The sequence below is a fragment of the Streptomyces sp. NPDC039462 genome (assembly GCF_055639375.1).
Genome location: NZ_JBVKAO010000002.1, coordinates 646,156 through 661,420, shown reverse-complemented (window position 1 = coordinate 661,420; position 15,265 = coordinate 646,156). Strand labels below are relative to the sequence as shown.

Sequence of the window (15,265 nt, the reverse complement as noted above, 5' to 3'; positions counted from 1 at the left end):
GGCGGTGGTGCGGATACGCGTCGAGGCGGTGGTCCGGATACGTGTCATGACTGGCTCCGGCCGCGGTCGCGCGGGGCCCAGGGGGTGAGCAGGCGGCCCGCGATCCGCACCAGCTCGGAGAAGACGACGCCGAGCAGGGCGACGCAGACGATGCCGACGAACATCACGTCGTTCTGGAAGAGGGCGCGCGAGTCGAAGATCAGGTGGCCGAGGCCGTCGGCCGCCGCGATCTGCTCCGATGCGACGATCACCAGGACGGCGACGCCCGCGGCGATCCGCGCGCCGACCAGGACGGCGGGCAGGGACGCGGGCAACAGGACGTGGCGGAACATCTGCCAGGGCGAGGCGCCGAAGACCTGACCCGCGTCCCGGTGTCCCGACGGGACCGCGAGGACCGCCGCCATCGTCGAGATCCAGACGAAGAAGAAGACCGTGGCGGCGACGAGCGCGATCTGCGGGCCCTCGCCGAGCCCGAACATGTTGAGGAAGACGGGGAGGAGCGCCAGCTTCGGGACGACGTACAGCGCGTCGAGCGTGGGCTCCAGCGCGGCCCGTACTACGGAGAGCGTGCCCATGAGGAGGCCCAGCGCGTACCCGGCGGCCGTGCCGATCGCGTATCCGGCGAGCACGCGCTTCAGCGTGGCCCACACGTCCGGCCACAGCTCGCCGTCGGCGGCGCGGTGCCAGCCGTCCTCCAGGATGGTCTGCGGCGCCGGGTAGACGCGGTCGTCGATCCAGCCGCGGACGGCGGCCAGCTGCCACAGCAGGAGGAGGGCAGCGGGCACGCCCACGGCGAGCGACAGTTCCAGGGCGCGGCGGCGGCGATGGGCGCGGGCGGGGTGCAGCTCCTGCGGGCCGGGCTTTCTGACCAGCAGGCCCTCTTGAGGGGCGGGACTCTTGCCGGTGGTCGGGGTGGTGCTCGTGGTCCTGGTCATGCCGCGGCCGCCGTGCCGACCTCGGCCCGCAGCAGCTCCCACAGCTCGCCCTTCAGGGCGGTGAACTCGGGTGCGGTACGGATCTCGCCGCCGCGGGGGTGCGGGAACGGCGGGCGGCGCTCGGCGATGACGCGGCCGGGCCGAGCCGACATCACGAGGACGCGGTCGCCCAGGACGATCGCCTCTTCGAGGCTGTGGGTGACGAACAGCGTCGTGGTCCGAGTGGTCTGTGTGAGGGCGAGCAGCTCATCCTGGAGGATGACGCGGAGCTGGGCGTCGAGGGCGGCGAAGGGCTCATCCATCAGGAGGATCTCGGGCTCCACTGCCAGCGCGCGGGCGATCGCGACGCGCTGGCGCATGCCTCCGGAGAGGGCGGTTGGGTAGGCGTCGGCGAAGTCGGCGAGGCCCATGCGGGTCAGCCAGTCCGTGGCGCGCGCGTTCGCCTCGCGGCGGGGGACCTTCTGGATGTCCATGCCGAAGCGGACGTTGGCCCGGACGGTCTTCCAGTCGTAGATGCCGTAGTCCTGGAAGATCATCGCGACCGGGTGGCGGGCGGCCGTGCGGATGGTCAGCTCGCCGGAGCCGGGGCGCAGGAGGCCGGCGGCGATGCGGAGGAGGGTCGACTTCCCGCAGCCCGAGGGGCCGACGAGGCAGGTGAACTCGCCGGGGGCGATCTCCAGGTCGACGGGGCCGAGGGCGTGCACCGCCCTGGCGGCTCGGCCGAAGGTCCTGGTCACTGCGTGGGCGCGGAGTTTGGGGTGCGGATCTTCCACGGCTTCTCCTCGCGGAGGGCAGGCGGATGTCGGGCGCCGCAGAGAATATGACGGGGCGTCAGATTCTGGAAGGGGTCGGCCCCGGCCGGGAGGCGCACGGCGAAGGCCCCCGGCGCGGTGCCGGGGGCCTTCGAAGTCGTACGAAAAGTCGTACGGAAAAGGGCTACGCCGCCGCGCAGCTCGGGCAGACGCCGCGGTACGTGACCTCCACGTCCTCGACCGTGAAGCCGAAGCGCTCCGAGTCGGGGAGGCTCGCCAGGGGATTGCCCGTGGGGTGGACGTCGCGGATGGCGCCGCAGCGGGCGCAGACCAGGTGCTGGTGGGGGCGGTGCGCGTTCGGGTCGTACCGCTTGGCGCGGCGGTCGGTCGAGACTTCGAGGATCTCGCCGAGGCTCACGAGCTCGCCCAGGGTGTTGTAGACGGTGGCACGGGAGATCTCGGGCAGCTTGTCCGTGGCGCGGGCGTGCACCTCGTCGGCCGTGAGGTGGACGTGGTCCCCGTCGAGGACCTCGGCGACGACGCGCCGCTGCGCCGTCATGCGCCAGCCGCGGCCGCGCAGTCGTTCCAACAGGTCACTCATGGAAGCCAGCCTAACAGGCGGGGGACCTCAGTCCCGAACGGGTGTGACTTTGGATTCTCGCTTGACTTAGACAAAGTCCATCGTAGGATCGAGTACGGCAAACGCCAAGGGACAGGGCCGACGGACAGGACTGGCAGGAATGACGCAGGAGGCGCACGTGACGCAGGGACCGCTCACCACGGAGGCCGGGGCGCCGGTCGCCGACAACCAGAACAGTGAGACCGCGGGCGTCGGCGGTCCGGTTCTGGTCCAGGACCAGCTGCTTCTGGAGAAGCTCGCCCACTTCAACCGCGAGCGGATCCCGGAGCGGATCGTGCACGCCCGCGGCGCCGGTGCGTACGGCACCTTCACGCTGACCCGGGACGTCTCCCAGTGGACGCGTGCGAAGTTCCTCTCCGAGGTCGGCAAGGAGACCGAGACGTTCCTGCGGTTCTCCACCGTGGCCGGCAGCCTCGGCTCGGCCGACGCCGTGCGCGACCCGCGCGGCTGGGCGCTGAAGTTCTACACCGAAGAGGGCAACTACGACCTCGTCGGCAACAACACCCCGGTCTTCTTCATCCGGGACGCCATCAAGTTCCCCGACTTCATCCACACCCAGAAGCGCGACCCCTACACGGGCTCGCAGGAGGCGGACAACGTCTGGGACTTCTGGGGTCTCTCCCCGGAGAGCACCCACCAGGTGACCTGGCTCTTCGGCGACCGCGGCATCCCCGCTTCGTACCGCCACATGGACGGCTTCGGCTCGCACACGTTCCAGTGGAACAACGAGGCCGGTGAGGTCTTCTGGGTCAAGTACCACTTCAAGACCGAGCAGGGGATCAAGAACCTCACCGCCCAGGAGGCGGAGATCCTCGCGGGCAAGGACCCCGACTCGCACCAGCGCGACCTGCGCGAGGCCATCGAGCGCGGCGACTTCCCGTCCTGGTCCGTGCAGGTGCAGATCATGCCGGCGGCCGACGCGGCGACCTACCGCTTCAACCCGTTCGACCTCACGAAGGTGTGGCCGCACGCGGACTACCCGCCGATCGAGATCGGCAAGCTGGAGCTCAACCGCAACCCGGAGAACGTCTTCGCCGAGGTCGAGCAGGCCATCTTCAGCCCCGCGCACTTCGTGCCCGGTATCGGCCCGTCCCCCGACAAGATGCTGCAGGGCCGTCTCTTCGCGTACGGCGACGCCCACCGCTACCGCGTCGGCATCAACGCCGACCACCTGCCGGTGAACCGCCCGCACGCCACCGAGGCGCGCACCCACTCCCGCGACGGCTTCCTGTACGACGGCCGTCACAAGGGCGCGAAGAACTACGAGCCGAACAGCTTCGGCGGACCGTTCCAGACGGACCGGCCGCTGTGGCAGTCCGTCCCGGTCACGGGCGGCACCGGCGACCACGAGCCGGCCAGGCACGCCGAGGACAACGACTTCGTGCAGGCGGGCAATCTCTACCGCCTGATGTCCGAGGACGAGAAGGTCCGCCTGATCGAGAACCTGGCGGGCTTCATCTCCAAGGTCTCGCGCGATGACATCGCCGAGCGCGCGATCGACAACTTCCGTCAGGCCGACGGTGACTTCGGCAAGCGGCTGGAGGCCGCGGTCCAGGCCCTGCGCGGCTGACCAGTACCACTTGCCGTGGGCAGAGCGGCGGGCCGGTTCCCTCAGGGGGCCGGCCCGCCGCCGCGTTCAGCCCGCCATCGAGGCGGTGGCCGCCGCGCGCCGGCCGGGCGCCCAGCAGCGGATGATGTCGCGGACCGAGACGATCCCGGTCGGTTCGTTCCCGTCCATGACGACCAGGTGCCGGAAGCCGCCGTGCGACATGGCGTCCGCGGCGTCCTCCAGGGTCCACGAGGGACAGGCGAAGACGATCTCGGTGGTCGTGTGGGTGCCGGCGACCTCCTGGTCGGGATCCTGGCCGAGGCCCAGGGAGATGAGGATGTCCCGCTCGGTGAGGATGCCGATGCCACAGGTGTCGGGGTCCAGGACGACGGCCGCGCCGACGCGGCGGGCCGCCATCAGGTGGGCGGCCTGGCGGAGAGTGTGGGCGGGGCCGATGGTGAGGACCATCGAGCTCATGGCGTCGCGGACGAGCATGGGCGTGAGCCACCTCCTTGGTGAAACCGTGGTCTCCCGGTGGGCGAAGGATTGCCTCCGCCACCGGCTTGGAGAACGGATTCACAAGTTCACAAGTGGGGGGACTCTCAGAGTTGCAGCGATGCCGGGCGCCAACAAGGGGGCGTGCGCCGTCAGTTCAACTCGGGCGGTTCGACTCGGTGGCGCTGTGTGAGACCTCAGTAGCGCTGGTTGAGATAGCCGAGCAGCTCGTCGTGGAGCAGGCCGTTCGACGCGGCCGCGTTGCCGCTGTGTGGGCCCGGCCTGCCGTCGAGGCCGGTGAAGCTGCCGCCCGCCTCCGTCACCACGATCGCGTTCGCCGCCATGTCCCAGAGCGAGAGCTCCGGCTCCGCGCAGAGGTCGACCGACCCCTCGGCGACCATCATGTACGGCCAGAAGTCGCCGTAGCCACGGGTGCGCCAGACCGAACGCGTCAGGTCCAGGAAGCCGTCGAGGCGGCCCTGCTCCTCCCACCCGGAGAGCGAGGAGTACGCCAGTGAGGCGTCCGAGAGCCGCGAGACCTTCGAGACGTGCAGCCGGGTCGCCGAGGTGAGGGAGCGGCCCGTGTACGCGCCGCCGCCCTTCGCCGCCCACCAGCGGCGGCCGAGCGCGGGCGCGGAGACCACGCCGACCACCGGCTGGTAGCCGCCCTCGCCCGCCTCCATCAGGGAGATGAGGGTGGCCCACACCGGGACGCCGCGCACGTAGTTCTTGGTGCCGTCGATCGGGTCGATCACCCAGCGGCGCGGGCCCGTGCCCTCGACGCCGTACTCCTCGCCGAGGATCGCGTCGCGCGGCCTGGCCCGCTGGAGGTTGCCACGGATCAGCTCCTCGGCGGCCTTGTCGGCCTCGCTCACCGGCGTCATGTCCGGCTTGGTCTCGACCTTGAGGTCGAGGGCCTTGAACCGGGCCATGGTCGCGGCGTCGGCGGTGTCCGCGAGGACGTGGGCGAGACGCAGATCATCGTGGTAGTCGGGCATGGATGAACAGTATCGATCTCGTTCGGCACGATCCACAGCGCCGGGTGCGAGGCGCTGCACGGCGCTTGCGCCGGGGCTATTGACAGTGCTGCCGAGCGCGTCAACTCTGGCACGGGAGAGCCCCTAAGGGCCTGTCCGGCCCTGGGCCCGGGGAGGCGACGATGCCTGCAGCACGGGAGTCCTTACTGGACGCGGCGTACACGGCGCTCGCACGGCGGCCGTGGCCCGGCGTCCGCATGGTCGACGTCGCGGCCACCGCCGGGGTGTCCCGGCAGACCCTCTACAACGAGTTCGGCAGCAAGGACGGTCTGGCCCGCGCCCTGCTGCGGCGCGAGACGGACGGCTATCTGCACGGCGTGGAGCGCGCCCTCGCCGAGGAGCGCGAACCCGCCGACCGGCTCGCCGCCGTGGCCGCGTGGACGGTGGGTGCCGCCCGGGGCAACGCGCTGGTGCGGGCCGCGCTCACCGGCTGCTGGAGCGAGCGGCTGCCCGCGCCGAGCCGGAACGCCGGTTCCACCTCGTCGGTGCCCGCGCAGCGCCGCGCGGACGCGGGGGTGCCCACCGCCGCGGAGCTGCTCGCGCTCGTGCGGGACCGGGCGGTGCTCGCGCTCGGCGGCCGGGCCAGGAGCCGCGACCCCGAACTGGCCCGCGCCTGCGAGAGCGCCGTCCGCCTCGCCCTGTCGTACGTCGTCGCCCCGGCCGGGAACGACGACGACCCCGCGGAAGTGGTCCGCGGGGCCATAGGGCGCTGGGTCGGCGCCAGGTAGCGGACGGGCTAGTGCGCGGAGCCGGACAGCTGGAGGCCGATCACACCGACGATGACGAAGGAGATCGACACGATCTTGAGCGTGGAGACCAGGTCGCCGAGGAAGACCATGCCGTAGATGGCGGTGCCCGCGGCGCCGATGCCCGTCCAGACCGCGTACGCGGGCCCCACGTCCAGCTTCTTCAGCGCCAGGGTCAGCAGCCCGAAGCTGCCCAGCGCGAAGCAGGCGAAGGCGATCGTGGGCCAGAGCCTGGTGAAGCCGTGCGACAGCTTGAGACAGACCGCGAAGCCGGTCTCGAGAATCCCGGCGACGATGACCAGCAGCCACGCCATGTCCTTGCCTCCCGTACTCGTCCACGATGTGCGGCCGCTTCGTCCGCCCGGAATCCGGCTCGGTGCGATTATGCATTTACCTTCGCCGACGTGACGCAAACAACGGGGAGGTCAGTCGTCGTCCCGCCGTTCCCGTGTCGCGAGCAGCCTGCGCAGGGAGTAGAGGCGCTGCGGGTCCGCGTGCCCGGCTGCCACCCAGGCGTCCAGGGCGCAGTCCTTCTCGTCGTGGCTGCAGCCGCGCGGGCAGTCCACCGTCCCCGGCTCCAGGTCGGGGAAGGCGAGGATGACGCGGGACGGGTCGACGTGGTTGAGGCCGAACGAGCGCACGCCCGGGGTGTCGATCACCCAGCCGCCCACATCGGCGAGCGGCAGCGCGAGCGCGGACGTGGTGGTGTGCCTGCCGCGGCCCGTGACCGCGTTGACGTGCCCGGTCGTGCGCCGCCGCTCCTCCGGGACGAGCGCGTTGACGAGCGTCGTCTTGCCGACCCCGGAGTGCCCGACGAAGGCGGTCACCTTGCCGTCGAGCAGTTCGTGGACCCGCGCGAGCTCCGCGCCGTCGGTGAACTCCTCGCGGCTGGTGACGACATAGGGGATGTCGAGGGTGGCGTACGTCTCCAGGAGCTTGTCGGCGGAGGCCAGGTCCGACTTGGTCAGGACGAGGATGGGCTCCAGACCGCCGTCGTACGCCGCCACGACGCACCGGTCGATCAGCCGCGGACGCGGCTCGGGGTCGGCGAGGGCCGTGACGATGGCGAGCTGGTCGGCGTTGGCGACGACCACGCGCTCGTAGGGATCGTCGTCGTCGGCGGTGCGCCGCAGGACGGAGGTGCGCTCCGCGATCCGCACGATCCGCGCGAGCGTGTCCTTCTTGCCGGACAGGTCCCCGACCACCGCGACCCTGTCGCCCACCACGGCGGCCTTGCGGCCCAGCTCGCGGGCCTTCATCGCCATCACGATCCGGTCGTCGACCAGGACGGTCAGCCGCCCCCGGTCGACGGTGAGGACCATGCCCTCGGCCGCGTCCTCGTGCTTGGGCCTGATGTGGGTGCGGGGGCGGTTGCCCTTGCGGTTGGGGCGGACGCGGATGTCGTCCTCGTCGGGGTTCTTGCCGTAGCGGCGCATGTTCTCGTTCCGCCCGTCAGTTCCCGAGCATCCCGGTCCAGAGGTCGGGGAAGTCCGGGAGCGTCTTCGCCGTCGTCGCGACGTTCTCGATCTGTACGCCGTCCACCGCGAGGCCGATGATCGCGCCCGCGGTCGCCATGCGGTGGTCGTCGTAGGTGTGGAAGATGCCGCCGTGCAGCCGGCGCGGCCGGATGTGCAGGCCGTCGGCCGTCTCGGTGACGTCACCGCCCAGTTCGTTGATCTCCTTGGTGAGCGCGGCAAGCCGGTCCGTCTCGTGCAGACGGAGGTGGGCGACGCCGCGCAGTGTCGAGGGCGAGTCGGCGAGGGCCGCGACCGCCGCGATGCCGGGAGTGAGCTCGCCGACCTCGCTCAGGTCCACGTCGATGCCGTGGATCGAGCCGGACCCGGTGAAGACCAGGCCCTGCTCGGTCAGCTCGCAGGAGCCGCCCATCTCCGTGAAGATCTCGCGCAGCGCGTCACCGGGCTGCGTGGTGCGGGCCGGCCAGTCCGGGACGGTGACCGTGCCGCCGGTGACCAGGGCCGCGGCGAGGAACGGCTGGGCGTTCGACAGGTCGGGCTCGATGGTCAGGTCGCGGCCGAGGAGGGCGCCGGGGGCGACCCGCCACACGTCCGGCTCGCCGCCCGCCTCGGGGGTGTCCACCTGGGCGCCGACGGCGCGGAGCATGTCCACGGTCATCCGGATGTGCGGCATCGACGGCAGGGTGCCGCCCACGTGCCGCACCTCCACGCCCTGGTTGAAGCCCGGGCCCGAGAGCAGCAGGGCGCTGACGAACTGCGAGGAGGACGAGGCGTCGATCTCGACCCGGCCGCCCTCCAGGGCACCGCCGCCGTGCACGGTCAGCGGCAGGGCGCCCGGGCTGCCGTGCGAGGCGTCGTCGATGCGGGCGCCGAGTGCGCGCAGGGCGTCGATCACGCCGTGCAGGGGCCGCTCGTACGAACGGGGGTCGCCGTCGAACCGGATCGGCCCGTCGGCGAGAGTGGCGACCGGGGGCAGGAAGCGCATGACCGTGCCGGCGTTGCCGACGTCGACCGTGGCCGGGCCGTGCAGGCCCGAGGGGATCACGCGCCACGCCTCGCCTGAGCCCTCCTTGCCGCCCGCGACCGAGGAGCTCGACGACACGGTCTCCTCGATGCCGACGCCCATGGCGCGCAGCGCGCCCGCCATCAGGAGGGTGTCGCGGGAGCGCAGCGGGCGGCGCAGCCAGCCCGGCTCGGCGGCCAGCGCGGCCAGGACCAACGCGCGGTTGGTGACCGACTTCGAACCGGGGACGTGGACCGTCGCGGTGACGGCTCCGCTTGCGTGCGGGGCGGGCCAGAGGGCGGTGTTCGCCGGGGTTTCGGTCATGCCTTTACTTTAGTGGCTGTGGGTGACCCTGCTCAGACGTCGAGGAGCCAGCGCCCCCCGCCCATCAGGGCACAGAGCGAGACGGCGTGGAAGAGGAAGAGCCACAGCCCCGCCGGGACGTGCGTGAGCCGCGACAGCTGGTCCGCGTCCGAGTCGCCCGCGCCCCCGCGCCTGCGCTTGGCCTGCAGCTCGAAGGCGGGACGTACGCCTCCCAGGAGCAGGAACCACACCACCGCGTACGCGAACGCCGCCTGCACATCGGTGTCGGCCAGCCACGACACGAGCAGGAACGTGCCGCCGGTGAGGATCACCGTCAGGGCGCCGTACGCGTTGCGGATCATCACCAGCATCACGACGAGCAGCGCGGTCGCGATCCACAGGAACGCCGTGATGCGGCCCGAGGCGAGCAGGGCCGCGCCGCCGAGGCCGAGCAGCGGCGGCGCGGTGTAGCCCGCGGCCGCGGTGAGGATCATGCCGATGCCGGTGGGCCTGCCGCGCGAGACGGTCAGGCCCGAGGTGTCGGAGTGCAGCCGGATGCCGTCGAGGCGGCGCCCGGTGAGGAGGGCGACCAGGCCATGGCCGCCCTCGTGCGCGATGGTGATGGCGTTGCGGGCGAGGCGCCATATGGAGTGCGGCACGACGACGGCGAGGGCGACGACGCCGGCCGCGATCACCAGCCACTGCTCGGGCGCCGCCTGCGTGCCGAAGACGCGGTCCCAGAGGTCGGTCAGGCTTGCGTTGGCGGTGCTTTCCATTACGGGGAGTGGCTCCTCTGGTCGTACGCGGTCTGGCAGTCTGGCACGTATGTGCGGACGGTATGCATCCAGTCGTGGGCCCGAGGACCTCGCGGGGATCTTCGAGATCGAGAAGTGGGAGCCGGAAGAGGCGCTGGCCCCCGATTACAACGTGGCCCCCACCAAAGAGGTCTACGCCGTCCTGGACCGTCCTCTGAAAGACGCCGACGACCCGCGTCCGGTTCGCCAGCTGCGCACCCTGAAGTGGGGCCTCGTCCCCTCCTGGTCCAAGACGCCCGAGGGCGGCGCCCGGATGATCAACGCGCGCGCGGAGACTGTCCACGAGAAGCCGTCCTACCGCCGGGCCTTCACCTCCCGCCGCTGTGTCATCCCCGCCGACGGCTATTACGAGTGGGTGACCGCGCCCGAGGAGCGGCAGCTGGAGGTCGAGGGCAAGAAGAAGCGGCCGCGCAAGCAGCCCTACTTCGTGACGCCCGCCGACGGCTCGGTCTTCGCCATGGCGGGGCTCTACGAATTCTGGCGGGACAAGACCCTGCCCGACGAGCACCCCCTGGCGTGGTGGGTGACGTGCACGGTGATCACCACGGAGGCGGAGACCGCGCCCCTCGCCGTCGCCCCCGAGGAGGGCCCGCGCTCGCTCGCGGACATCCACCCGCGCATGCCGCTGATGCTCACACCGGACCGCTGGGACGCCTGGCTCGACCCGTCCCGCACGGACGCCGAGGATCTGCGCACCCTCCTGGAGCCGCCGCCGCACGGCCTGATGCGGGCCTATCCGGTGTCCACCGCCGTCAGCAACGTACGCAACAACGGACCGGAGCTGCTCAAGGAGCTCGACGGACCCGAAGAGGGCACACTCTTCTGACACTCTTCTGACGTGACGCACATGACACAGAGCGAGACGGTCGAGACCGACACCGGCACGGCGAGGATCACCTGGTACCCCGCCACGGAGAAGCCGCGCCTCCTGCTCGCCCTCAGCCACGGCGCCGGCGGCGGCATCGAGGCCCGTGACCTTCAGGCCATCGCCGCCGAGCTGCCCGCGCACGGCGTGACCGTCGCCCTCGTCGAGCAGCCCTGGCGGGTCGCCGGCAAGAAGCTCGCGCCCGCGCCGAAGACGCTGGACGCGGGATGGCGCGGCATCTGGCCCGCGCTGGAGAAGAAGGGACTCCCGGTGATCTCGGGCGGCCGCAGCGCGGGGGCCCGCGTCGCCTGCCGCACCGCCACCGAGCTGGGCGCCGCCGCCGTGCTCGCCCTCAGCTTCCCCCTGCACCCTCCGGGCAGGCCCGAGAAGTCCCGCGCCGACGAACTCCTCGGCGCCGGCGTGCCCACCCTCGTCGTCCAGGGCGGCAACGACCCCTTCGGGAAGCCCGCCGAGTTCCCCGAAGGGGCGTACGAGCTGGTGGAAATCCCGTACGGCGACCACGGGTTCGCCGTGCCCAAGCGGGCGGACATCGGGCAGGACGAGGCGGTGAAACGCATCACGGACGGCGTCACCCGGTGGGCGGGAATGTTGGGCGGGTGACCTCTGTTGTTGCGGACAGACGGTGAACGCCGTCAGCAGCTGTTCGTACGAGAGGGAGTCCGCCGCATGGGTTCGACCATCTGCCCGAACCGCTCCAGCGCCGCTGACCTGGAGTGGACGGTGCTGAGCGCACCCAAAACCGCATCTATTCGGGCGGCGCGGGGAGCGGGTCGTCGTCTATCCTCCGATTCGAGTGGGGCTGCTTTCGGCCTCACCACGTCGTTGGAGGAGGTGGGTCCGGTCACTGGGACCGACGCAGGGACCGAGCACGGCCAGGCGGAGCAGCCCCGAGAGAGTTCGGAGAAGTCCGAGACGGCCGCGGAGCGCACGGCCCGCTTCGAGCGGGACGCGCTGACGTTCCTCGACCAGATGTACTCGGCGGCGCTGCGCATGACGCGCAACCCGGCGGACGCCGAGGACCTGGTGCAGGAGACCTACGCCAAGGCGTACGCGTCGTTCCACCAGTTCCGTGAGGGCACCAACCTCAAGGCGTGGCTGTACCGCATCCTCACCAACACGTTCATCAACTCGTACCGCAAGAAGCAGCGCGAGCCCCAGCGCAGCGCCGCCGAGGAGATCGAGGACTGGCAGCTCGCCCGCGCCGAGTCGCACATGTCCACCGGTCTGCGCTCCGCCGAGTCGCAGGCGCTGGACCACCTGCCCGACTCGGACGTGAAGCGGGCGCTGCAGGCGATCCCCGAGGAATTCCGCATCGCCGTCTATCTGGCCGACGTAGAGGGCTTTGCGTACAAGGAGATCGCGGACATTATGGGGACACCCATCGGTACGGTGATGTCCCGACTGCACCGGGGCCGCCGCCAACTGCGCGGCATGCTGGAGGACTACGCCCGCGAGCGCGGGCTCGTCCCGGCAGGTGCCGGGGAGTCGAACGGAACGAAAGGCTCGGGCTCATGAGCTGCGGAGAGCCGCACGAGACTGACTGCAGTGAAGTCCTGGACCATCTCTACGAGTTCCTCGACCACGAGATGCCGGACAGCGACTGCACCAAGTTCGAGACGCACTTCGAGGAGTGCTCTCCGTGCCTGGAGAAGTACGGCCTCGAGCAGGCGGTCAAGAAGCTGGTGAAGCGCTGCTGCGGCCAGGACGACGTACCCGTCGACCTGCGGGCCAAGGTGATGGGCCGCATCGACCTGATCCGCTCCGGGCAGGCCGTCCCCGAGCAGGACGTCACCCAGGACGCGGCCCCCTCGGAGGCCTGATGACGCGGGGTCCGCTCACGGGCCCCGCTCTCCTCTCCCGTCACTCGAACGTGCTAATTACCGGCAGCCGGGCGCTGGCCGGGAGACCGCCGTTCTAGTCTCCGGACCGGAAACGGGGAGGAGACCTCCATGCGGTCGGTGCCGGTGCGGGCCCGCGTCTACATCCTGTGCGTCGCCCTGGCCGGCGTCGCCTGCGCCGTCCCCGCGGCCGCCGAGCGCCCGTCGTGGCCGGCCGTCGCCCTCCTCTCCGTGCTCTACGCCGGATGCGAGCAGATCACCCGTTGCCGCTTCGTCGGCCGCCGGGCCCCACGCGGACTCGGCACCTTCTTTCCCGTCCTGCTCGCCGGGGTCTTCCTGCTGCCGCCGTCGGCCGCCGCGCTCGTCGCCGTCCCCGGCGCGCTGCTCGCCCGCGTCGACCGGCACCCCCGCGGGCTGCGCCGCGTCTGGCGCGCCGCCCAACTCGCCCTGGCCGCCTGGGTGTCCGCCCGGCTCTATGCCGCCCTCGGCGGCCCCGCCGCCAGTGCCGCACCCGACTTCCCGTACGTCCTCGGGCCCGCCGGAGCCGCCGTGCTGGCCTTCTCCGCCGTGCTCACCGTGCTGGACGGCGGCGTCCTCCTGACCGCCGAGCGCGTCCCCGCGCGGACCGCCTGGCGAGGGCTCTTCCCGCGCGCGCTCGCGCCCGTCGCCGTGCACGGACTCGCCGGACTGATGATGGCGGTGCTCTGGACCAGCCCGTACGGCCCCGCCGCCGCACTGCTCGTCCTGCTCCCGATGGGCGTCTCCTGCTGGGTCTTCGCGCAGTACCACCGCGAGCGCGCCGCCCACCAGGCCACCATCCGCGCGCTCGTCCAGGCCGTCGACATCAAGGACAAGTACACCCGTGGGCACAGTGAGCGCGTCGGCCGCGCCTCCGTGATGATCGCGCGCGAGCTGGGCATGGACGACGAGCGCGTCGAGGTCCTGCGGTTCGCCGGCATCCTGCACGACGTCGGCAAACTCGGCGTGCCCACCCGGCTGTTGCGGAAGGACGGGCCGCTGACGCCCGAGGAGCGCCGCGTCATCGAACTGCACCCCGAGTACGGGCACGAGATGGTGCGCGGCATCGGCTTCCTCGGCGAGGCCAGGGCGGCGATCCTGCACCACCACGAGCGGATCGACGGCAGCGGCTACCCGTACGGGCTCACCGGGCCGCAGATCCCGGAGTCCGCGCGGGTGGTGGCGGTGGCCGACGCGTTCGACGCCATGACGTCGACCCGGTCCTACCGGCGGGCCCGGCCCGTCGAGGCGGCCGTCGCCGAGCTCACCCGGTGCGCGGGCGCGCAGTTCGACCCCGAGATGGTCGGGGCGCTCGCCCGCGCCCTGGACCGGCACGGCTGGCACCCCGAGGTCACGGCGGACGTGCCCGAGCAGGGCGGCGGCGGGCCGCAGGGACCCGCGCCCGCCGTGCCCGCCCGGCCCGCCGCGTTCCGCCCGGTGGCCCGGTGAAGGCCCCCTCCCGGCTCCCTCACACGGTCACCTGCCTGGCCGGACTGCTCGCCCTCCTCTCCCTCGCCTGGACCCTCTGGCACGGCATCACCGAAGGCCGGACCGCGCTCGCCTTCGGGGTGCTCATCGCCCTCGGCGAGCTGGCCCGGTGGGGGAGCGGCGAGGACCGGGAACCCGCGCCGCTCGGCGCCGCCGGTGCACTTGCGTACGCCCTTCTCGGTGAGAGCTCAGGGCAGGCCACGCACCACGGGGTGCCGCAGGTGATCGCCGTGGTCGTCGCGGCGGCCCTGGTCGGAGCGGTGCCGAACGTGGCGCTCGGCCGCGGGCCCTCGCTGGACCACATGGCGCGCCGGGTGCTGACCGTCGGGTTCGCGGCCGCGTGCTTCCAGCCCCTCTACAACTCCGGCAGGCTCGGGGTGGGGGAGCCCTCGATGCCGTCAGGGCTGTGGGGGAAGGTGGGGCACGGGCCGTACTTCGCGCTCGTCATCGTCGCCCTGCTCGTCCTCACCGCGCTCTGCGACGCCGTCCTCGCCGCCGTGACGGCCCACGCGCGGACCCGCTGGCCGTTCGGGCAGCTGCTGCGGGAGGAGCTGCGGGCGATGCCCGGCATCGGCTCCGCCGTGTGCGCGACGGGCGCCGTCATGGCGCTCGCGGTGGCCGTGGCCGGCCTGTGGGCGCTGCCCGTCCTCAGCCTCCCGCTGCTGCTCACCCAGCTGTCCTTCCGGCGGTACGCGGCGGTCCGTGCGACCTACCGGCAGACCATGGCCTCCCTGGCCAGGGCCACCGAGATCGCCGGCTACACCCCGCAGGGCCACGCCCACCGGGTGGCCGGTCTCAGCCGGGCCGTGGGGCGGGACCTCGGGCTCTCCGAGGCGGACCTCACCGTCCTGGAGCACGCGGCGCTGATGCACGACATCGGGCAGCTGTCCCTCGTCGACCCCGTCCCCGCGGGCGCCACCGCGACGCTCTCCCCGGCGGAACAGCGCCGAATAGCCCTGCTCGGTGGAGCGGTCGTCCGGCAGACGGGGGTGGCCGCCGCGGTCGCCGTCGTCGTGGAGCGGCAGGCCGACCCGTACCGCGAGCAGCCGCTCACCGCACGTATTGTGCGGACGGCGAACGCGTACGACGAGATGGCGCGGGGAGAAGGACCCTCAGGGGCGCTGGGCGGCCCGCTCCACGCCCTGGAGAGGCTGCGCCTGGCCACGGGCCACGACTATCAGCCGGAGGTCGTGGAGTCGCTGGCCCGGGTGCTGTCCAGGGACGGCCTTACCTCGAGCCCGGCTGGGTAACCCATGGGTAATGAGCGGCCGTCCGACCGTACGTG

17 protein-coding genes are annotated in these 15,265 nt (G+C 72.0%); 8 read left to right on the top strand and 9 right to left on the bottom strand.

Annotation, left to right across the window (positions count from 1 at the left end; genetic code table 11):
• Nucleotides 1-44: 44 nt before the first annotated feature.
• The 3 genes from ACZ7LU_RS13515 to ACZ7LU_RS13505 all read right to left on the bottom strand — a co-directional run bounded on the left by ACZ7LU_RS13515 (nt 45) and on the right by ACZ7LU_RS13505 (nt 2,288).
• A complete protein-coding gene (locus ACZ7LU_RS13515) occupies nt 45-935 on the bottom strand; it encodes an ABC transporter permease (RefSeq protein WP_471916761.1) in 891 nt (296 codons plus the stop codon).
• Complete coding sequence (locus ACZ7LU_RS13510; protein ID WP_471916760.1) at nt 932-1,708, bottom strand: ABC transporter ATP-binding protein; 777 nt, start codon at nt 1,706-1,708, stop codon at nt 932-934. The genes ACZ7LU_RS13515 and ACZ7LU_RS13510 overlap by 4 nt, the downstream gene beginning before the upstream one ends.
• Nucleotides 1,709-1,871: 163 nt before the next feature.
• A complete protein-coding gene (locus ACZ7LU_RS13505; RefSeq protein ID WP_362996355.1) occupies nt 1,872-2,288 on the bottom strand; it encodes a Fur family transcriptional regulator in 417 nt (138 codons plus the stop codon).
• Nucleotides 2,289-2,427: 139 nt separating this feature from the next.
• Here ACZ7LU_RS13505 and ACZ7LU_RS13500 point away from each other — a divergent pair, with 139 nt between their 5' ends.
• Nucleotides 2,428-3,897 carry a catalase gene (locus ACZ7LU_RS13500; protein WP_471916759.1) on the top strand — a complete coding sequence of 490 codons (1,470 nt, stop codon included), beginning with the start codon at nt 2,428-2,430 and terminating at the stop codon, nt 3,895-3,897.
• A 66-nt stretch (nt 3,898-3,963) separates the two neighbouring features.
• On the opposite strand, the gene ACZ7LU_RS13495 is transcribed toward ACZ7LU_RS13500, so the two are convergent.
• The gene (locus ACZ7LU_RS13495; protein WP_398300983.1) at nt 3,964-4,371 is read right to left on the bottom strand and encodes a cyclic nucleotide-binding/CBS domain-containing protein; all 408 of its coding nucleotides are present in this window, start codon (nt 4,369-4,371) and stop codon (nt 3,964-3,966) included.
• A gap of 197 nt (nt 4,372-4,568) precedes the next feature.
• Nucleotides 4,569-5,369, bottom strand: coding sequence for a histidinol-phosphatase (gene hisN, locus ACZ7LU_RS13490; RefSeq protein ID WP_398300985.1), 801 nt, complete (start codon nt 5,367-5,369; stop codon nt 4,569-4,571).
• A gap of 161 nt (nt 5,370-5,530) precedes the next feature.
• Here hisN and ACZ7LU_RS13485 point away from each other — a divergent pair, with 161 nt between their 5' ends.
• Complete coding sequence (locus tag ACZ7LU_RS13485) at nt 5,531-6,136, top strand: TetR/AcrR family transcriptional regulator (protein WP_468311302.1); 606 nt, start codon at nt 5,531-5,533, stop codon at nt 6,134-6,136.
• Nucleotides 6,137-6,144: 8 nt separating this feature from the next.
• Here the strand turns inward: ACZ7LU_RS13485 and ACZ7LU_RS13480 are convergent, their stop codons facing one another.
• From ACZ7LU_RS13480 to ACZ7LU_RS13465, 4 genes are all read right to left on the bottom strand, one after another.
• The gene (locus ACZ7LU_RS13480) at nt 6,145-6,468 is read right to left on the bottom strand and encodes a DMT family transporter (protein WP_398300989.1); all 324 of its coding nucleotides are present in this window, start codon (nt 6,466-6,468) and stop codon (nt 6,145-6,147) included.
• Nucleotides 6,469-6,579: 111 nt separating this feature from the next.
• Complete coding sequence (rsgA, locus tag ACZ7LU_RS13475; RefSeq protein WP_398300991.1) at nt 6,580-7,590, bottom strand: ribosome small subunit-dependent GTPase A; 1,011 nt, start codon at nt 7,588-7,590, stop codon at nt 6,580-6,582.
• Between the two features lie 16 nt (nt 7,591-7,606).
• Nucleotides 7,607-8,956 (bottom strand): 3-phosphoshikimate 1-carboxyvinyltransferase, encoded by a 1,350-nt coding sequence (gene aroA, locus ACZ7LU_RS13470; RefSeq protein ID WP_470981408.1) that lies wholly within the window; start codon nt 8,954-8,956, stop codon nt 7,607-7,609.
• A gap of 32 nt (nt 8,957-8,988) precedes the next feature.
• Nucleotides 8,989-9,711, bottom strand: coding sequence for a M50 family metallopeptidase (locus tag ACZ7LU_RS13465; protein ID WP_468311300.1), 723 nt, complete (start codon nt 9,709-9,711; stop codon nt 8,989-8,991).
• Between the two features lie 49 nt (nt 9,712-9,760).
• On the opposite strand from ACZ7LU_RS13465, the gene ACZ7LU_RS13460 reads away from it, so the two are divergent.
• From ACZ7LU_RS13460 to ACZ7LU_RS13435, 6 genes are all read left to right on the top strand, one after another.
• Complete coding sequence (locus ACZ7LU_RS13460; RefSeq protein ID WP_398300997.1) at nt 9,761-10,576, top strand: SOS response-associated peptidase; 816 nt, start codon at nt 9,761-9,763, stop codon at nt 10,574-10,576.
• A gap of 21 nt (nt 10,577-10,597) precedes the next feature.
• A complete protein-coding gene (locus ACZ7LU_RS13455; protein WP_471149569.1) occupies nt 10,598-11,236 on the top strand; it encodes an alpha/beta hydrolase family protein in 639 nt (212 codons plus the stop codon).
• A gap of 231 nt (nt 11,237-11,467) precedes the next feature.
• A complete protein-coding gene (locus tag ACZ7LU_RS13450) occupies nt 11,468-12,151 on the top strand; it encodes a sigma-70 family RNA polymerase sigma factor (RefSeq protein WP_398300999.1) in 684 nt (227 codons plus the stop codon).
• The gene (gene rsrA, locus ACZ7LU_RS13445) at nt 12,148-12,456 is read left to right on the top strand and encodes a mycothiol system anti-sigma-R factor (RefSeq protein WP_362996335.1); all 309 of its coding nucleotides are present in this window, start codon (nt 12,148-12,150) and stop codon (nt 12,454-12,456) included. Before ACZ7LU_RS13450 ends, rsrA begins: the two co-directional genes overlap by 4 nt.
• A 129-nt stretch (nt 12,457-12,585) precedes the next feature.
• Nucleotides 12,586-13,941 (top strand): HD-GYP domain-containing protein, encoded by a 1,356-nt coding sequence (locus tag ACZ7LU_RS13440; RefSeq protein WP_471916758.1) that lies wholly within the window; start codon nt 12,586-12,588, stop codon nt 13,939-13,941.
• On the top strand, nt 13,938-15,230 hold the full coding sequence (locus ACZ7LU_RS13435; RefSeq protein WP_468564161.1) for an HD-GYP domain-containing protein: 1,293 nt from the start codon (nt 13,938-13,940) through the stop codon (nt 15,228-15,230). The genes ACZ7LU_RS13440 and ACZ7LU_RS13435 overlap by 4 nt, the downstream gene beginning before the upstream one ends.
• Nucleotides 15,231-15,265 lie beyond the last annotated feature (35 nt).

Coding starts and splice junctions, on each gene's coding strand:
- ACZ7LU_RS13515 (WP_471916761.1), bottom strand. CDS start 935: ATGACCAGGACCACGAGCACCACCCCGACCACCGGCAAGAGTCCCGCC.
- ACZ7LU_RS13505 (WP_362996355.1), bottom strand. CDS start 2,288: ATGAGTGACCTGTTGGAACGACTGCGCGGCCGCGGCTGGCGCATGACG.
- ACZ7LU_RS13500 (WP_471916759.1), top strand. CDS start 2,428: ATGACGCAGGAGGCGCACGTGACGCAGGGACCGCTCACCACGGAGGCC.
- ACZ7LU_RS13495 (WP_398300983.1), bottom strand. CDS start 4,371: ATGCTCGTCCGCGACGCCATGAGCTCGATGGTCCTCACCATCGGCCCC.
- hisN (WP_398300985.1), bottom strand. CDS start 5,369: ATGCCCGACTACCACGATGATCTGCGTCTCGCCCACGTCCTCGCGGAC.
- ACZ7LU_RS13485 (WP_468311302.1), top strand. CDS start 5,531: ATGCCTGCAGCACGGGAGTCCTTACTGGACGCGGCGTACACGGCGCTC.
- ACZ7LU_RS13480 (WP_398300989.1), bottom strand. CDS start 6,468: ATGGCGTGGCTGCTGGTCATCGTCGCCGGGATTCTCGAGACCGGCTTC.
- rsgA (WP_398300991.1), bottom strand. CDS start 7,590: ATGCGCCGCTACGGCAAGAACCCCGACGAGGACGACATCCGCGTCCGC.
- aroA (WP_470981408.1), bottom strand. CDS start 8,956: ATGACCGAAACCCCGGCGAACACCGCCCTCTGGCCCGCCCCGCACGCA.
- ACZ7LU_RS13465 (WP_468311300.1), bottom strand. CDS start 9,711: ATGGAAAGCACCGCCAACGCAAGCCTGACCGACCTCTGGGACCGCGTC.
- ACZ7LU_RS13460 (WP_398300997.1), top strand. CDS start 9,761: ATGTGCGGACGGTATGCATCCAGTCGTGGGCCCGAGGACCTCGCGGGG.
- ACZ7LU_RS13455 (WP_471149569.1), top strand. CDS start 10,598: ATGACACAGAGCGAGACGGTCGAGACCGACACCGGCACGGCGAGGATC.
- rsrA (WP_362996335.1), top strand. CDS start 12,148: ATGAGCTGCGGAGAGCCGCACGAGACTGACTGCAGTGAAGTCCTGGAC.
- ACZ7LU_RS13440 (WP_471916758.1), top strand. CDS start 12,586: ATGCGGTCGGTGCCGGTGCGGGCCCGCGTCTACATCCTGTGCGTCGCC.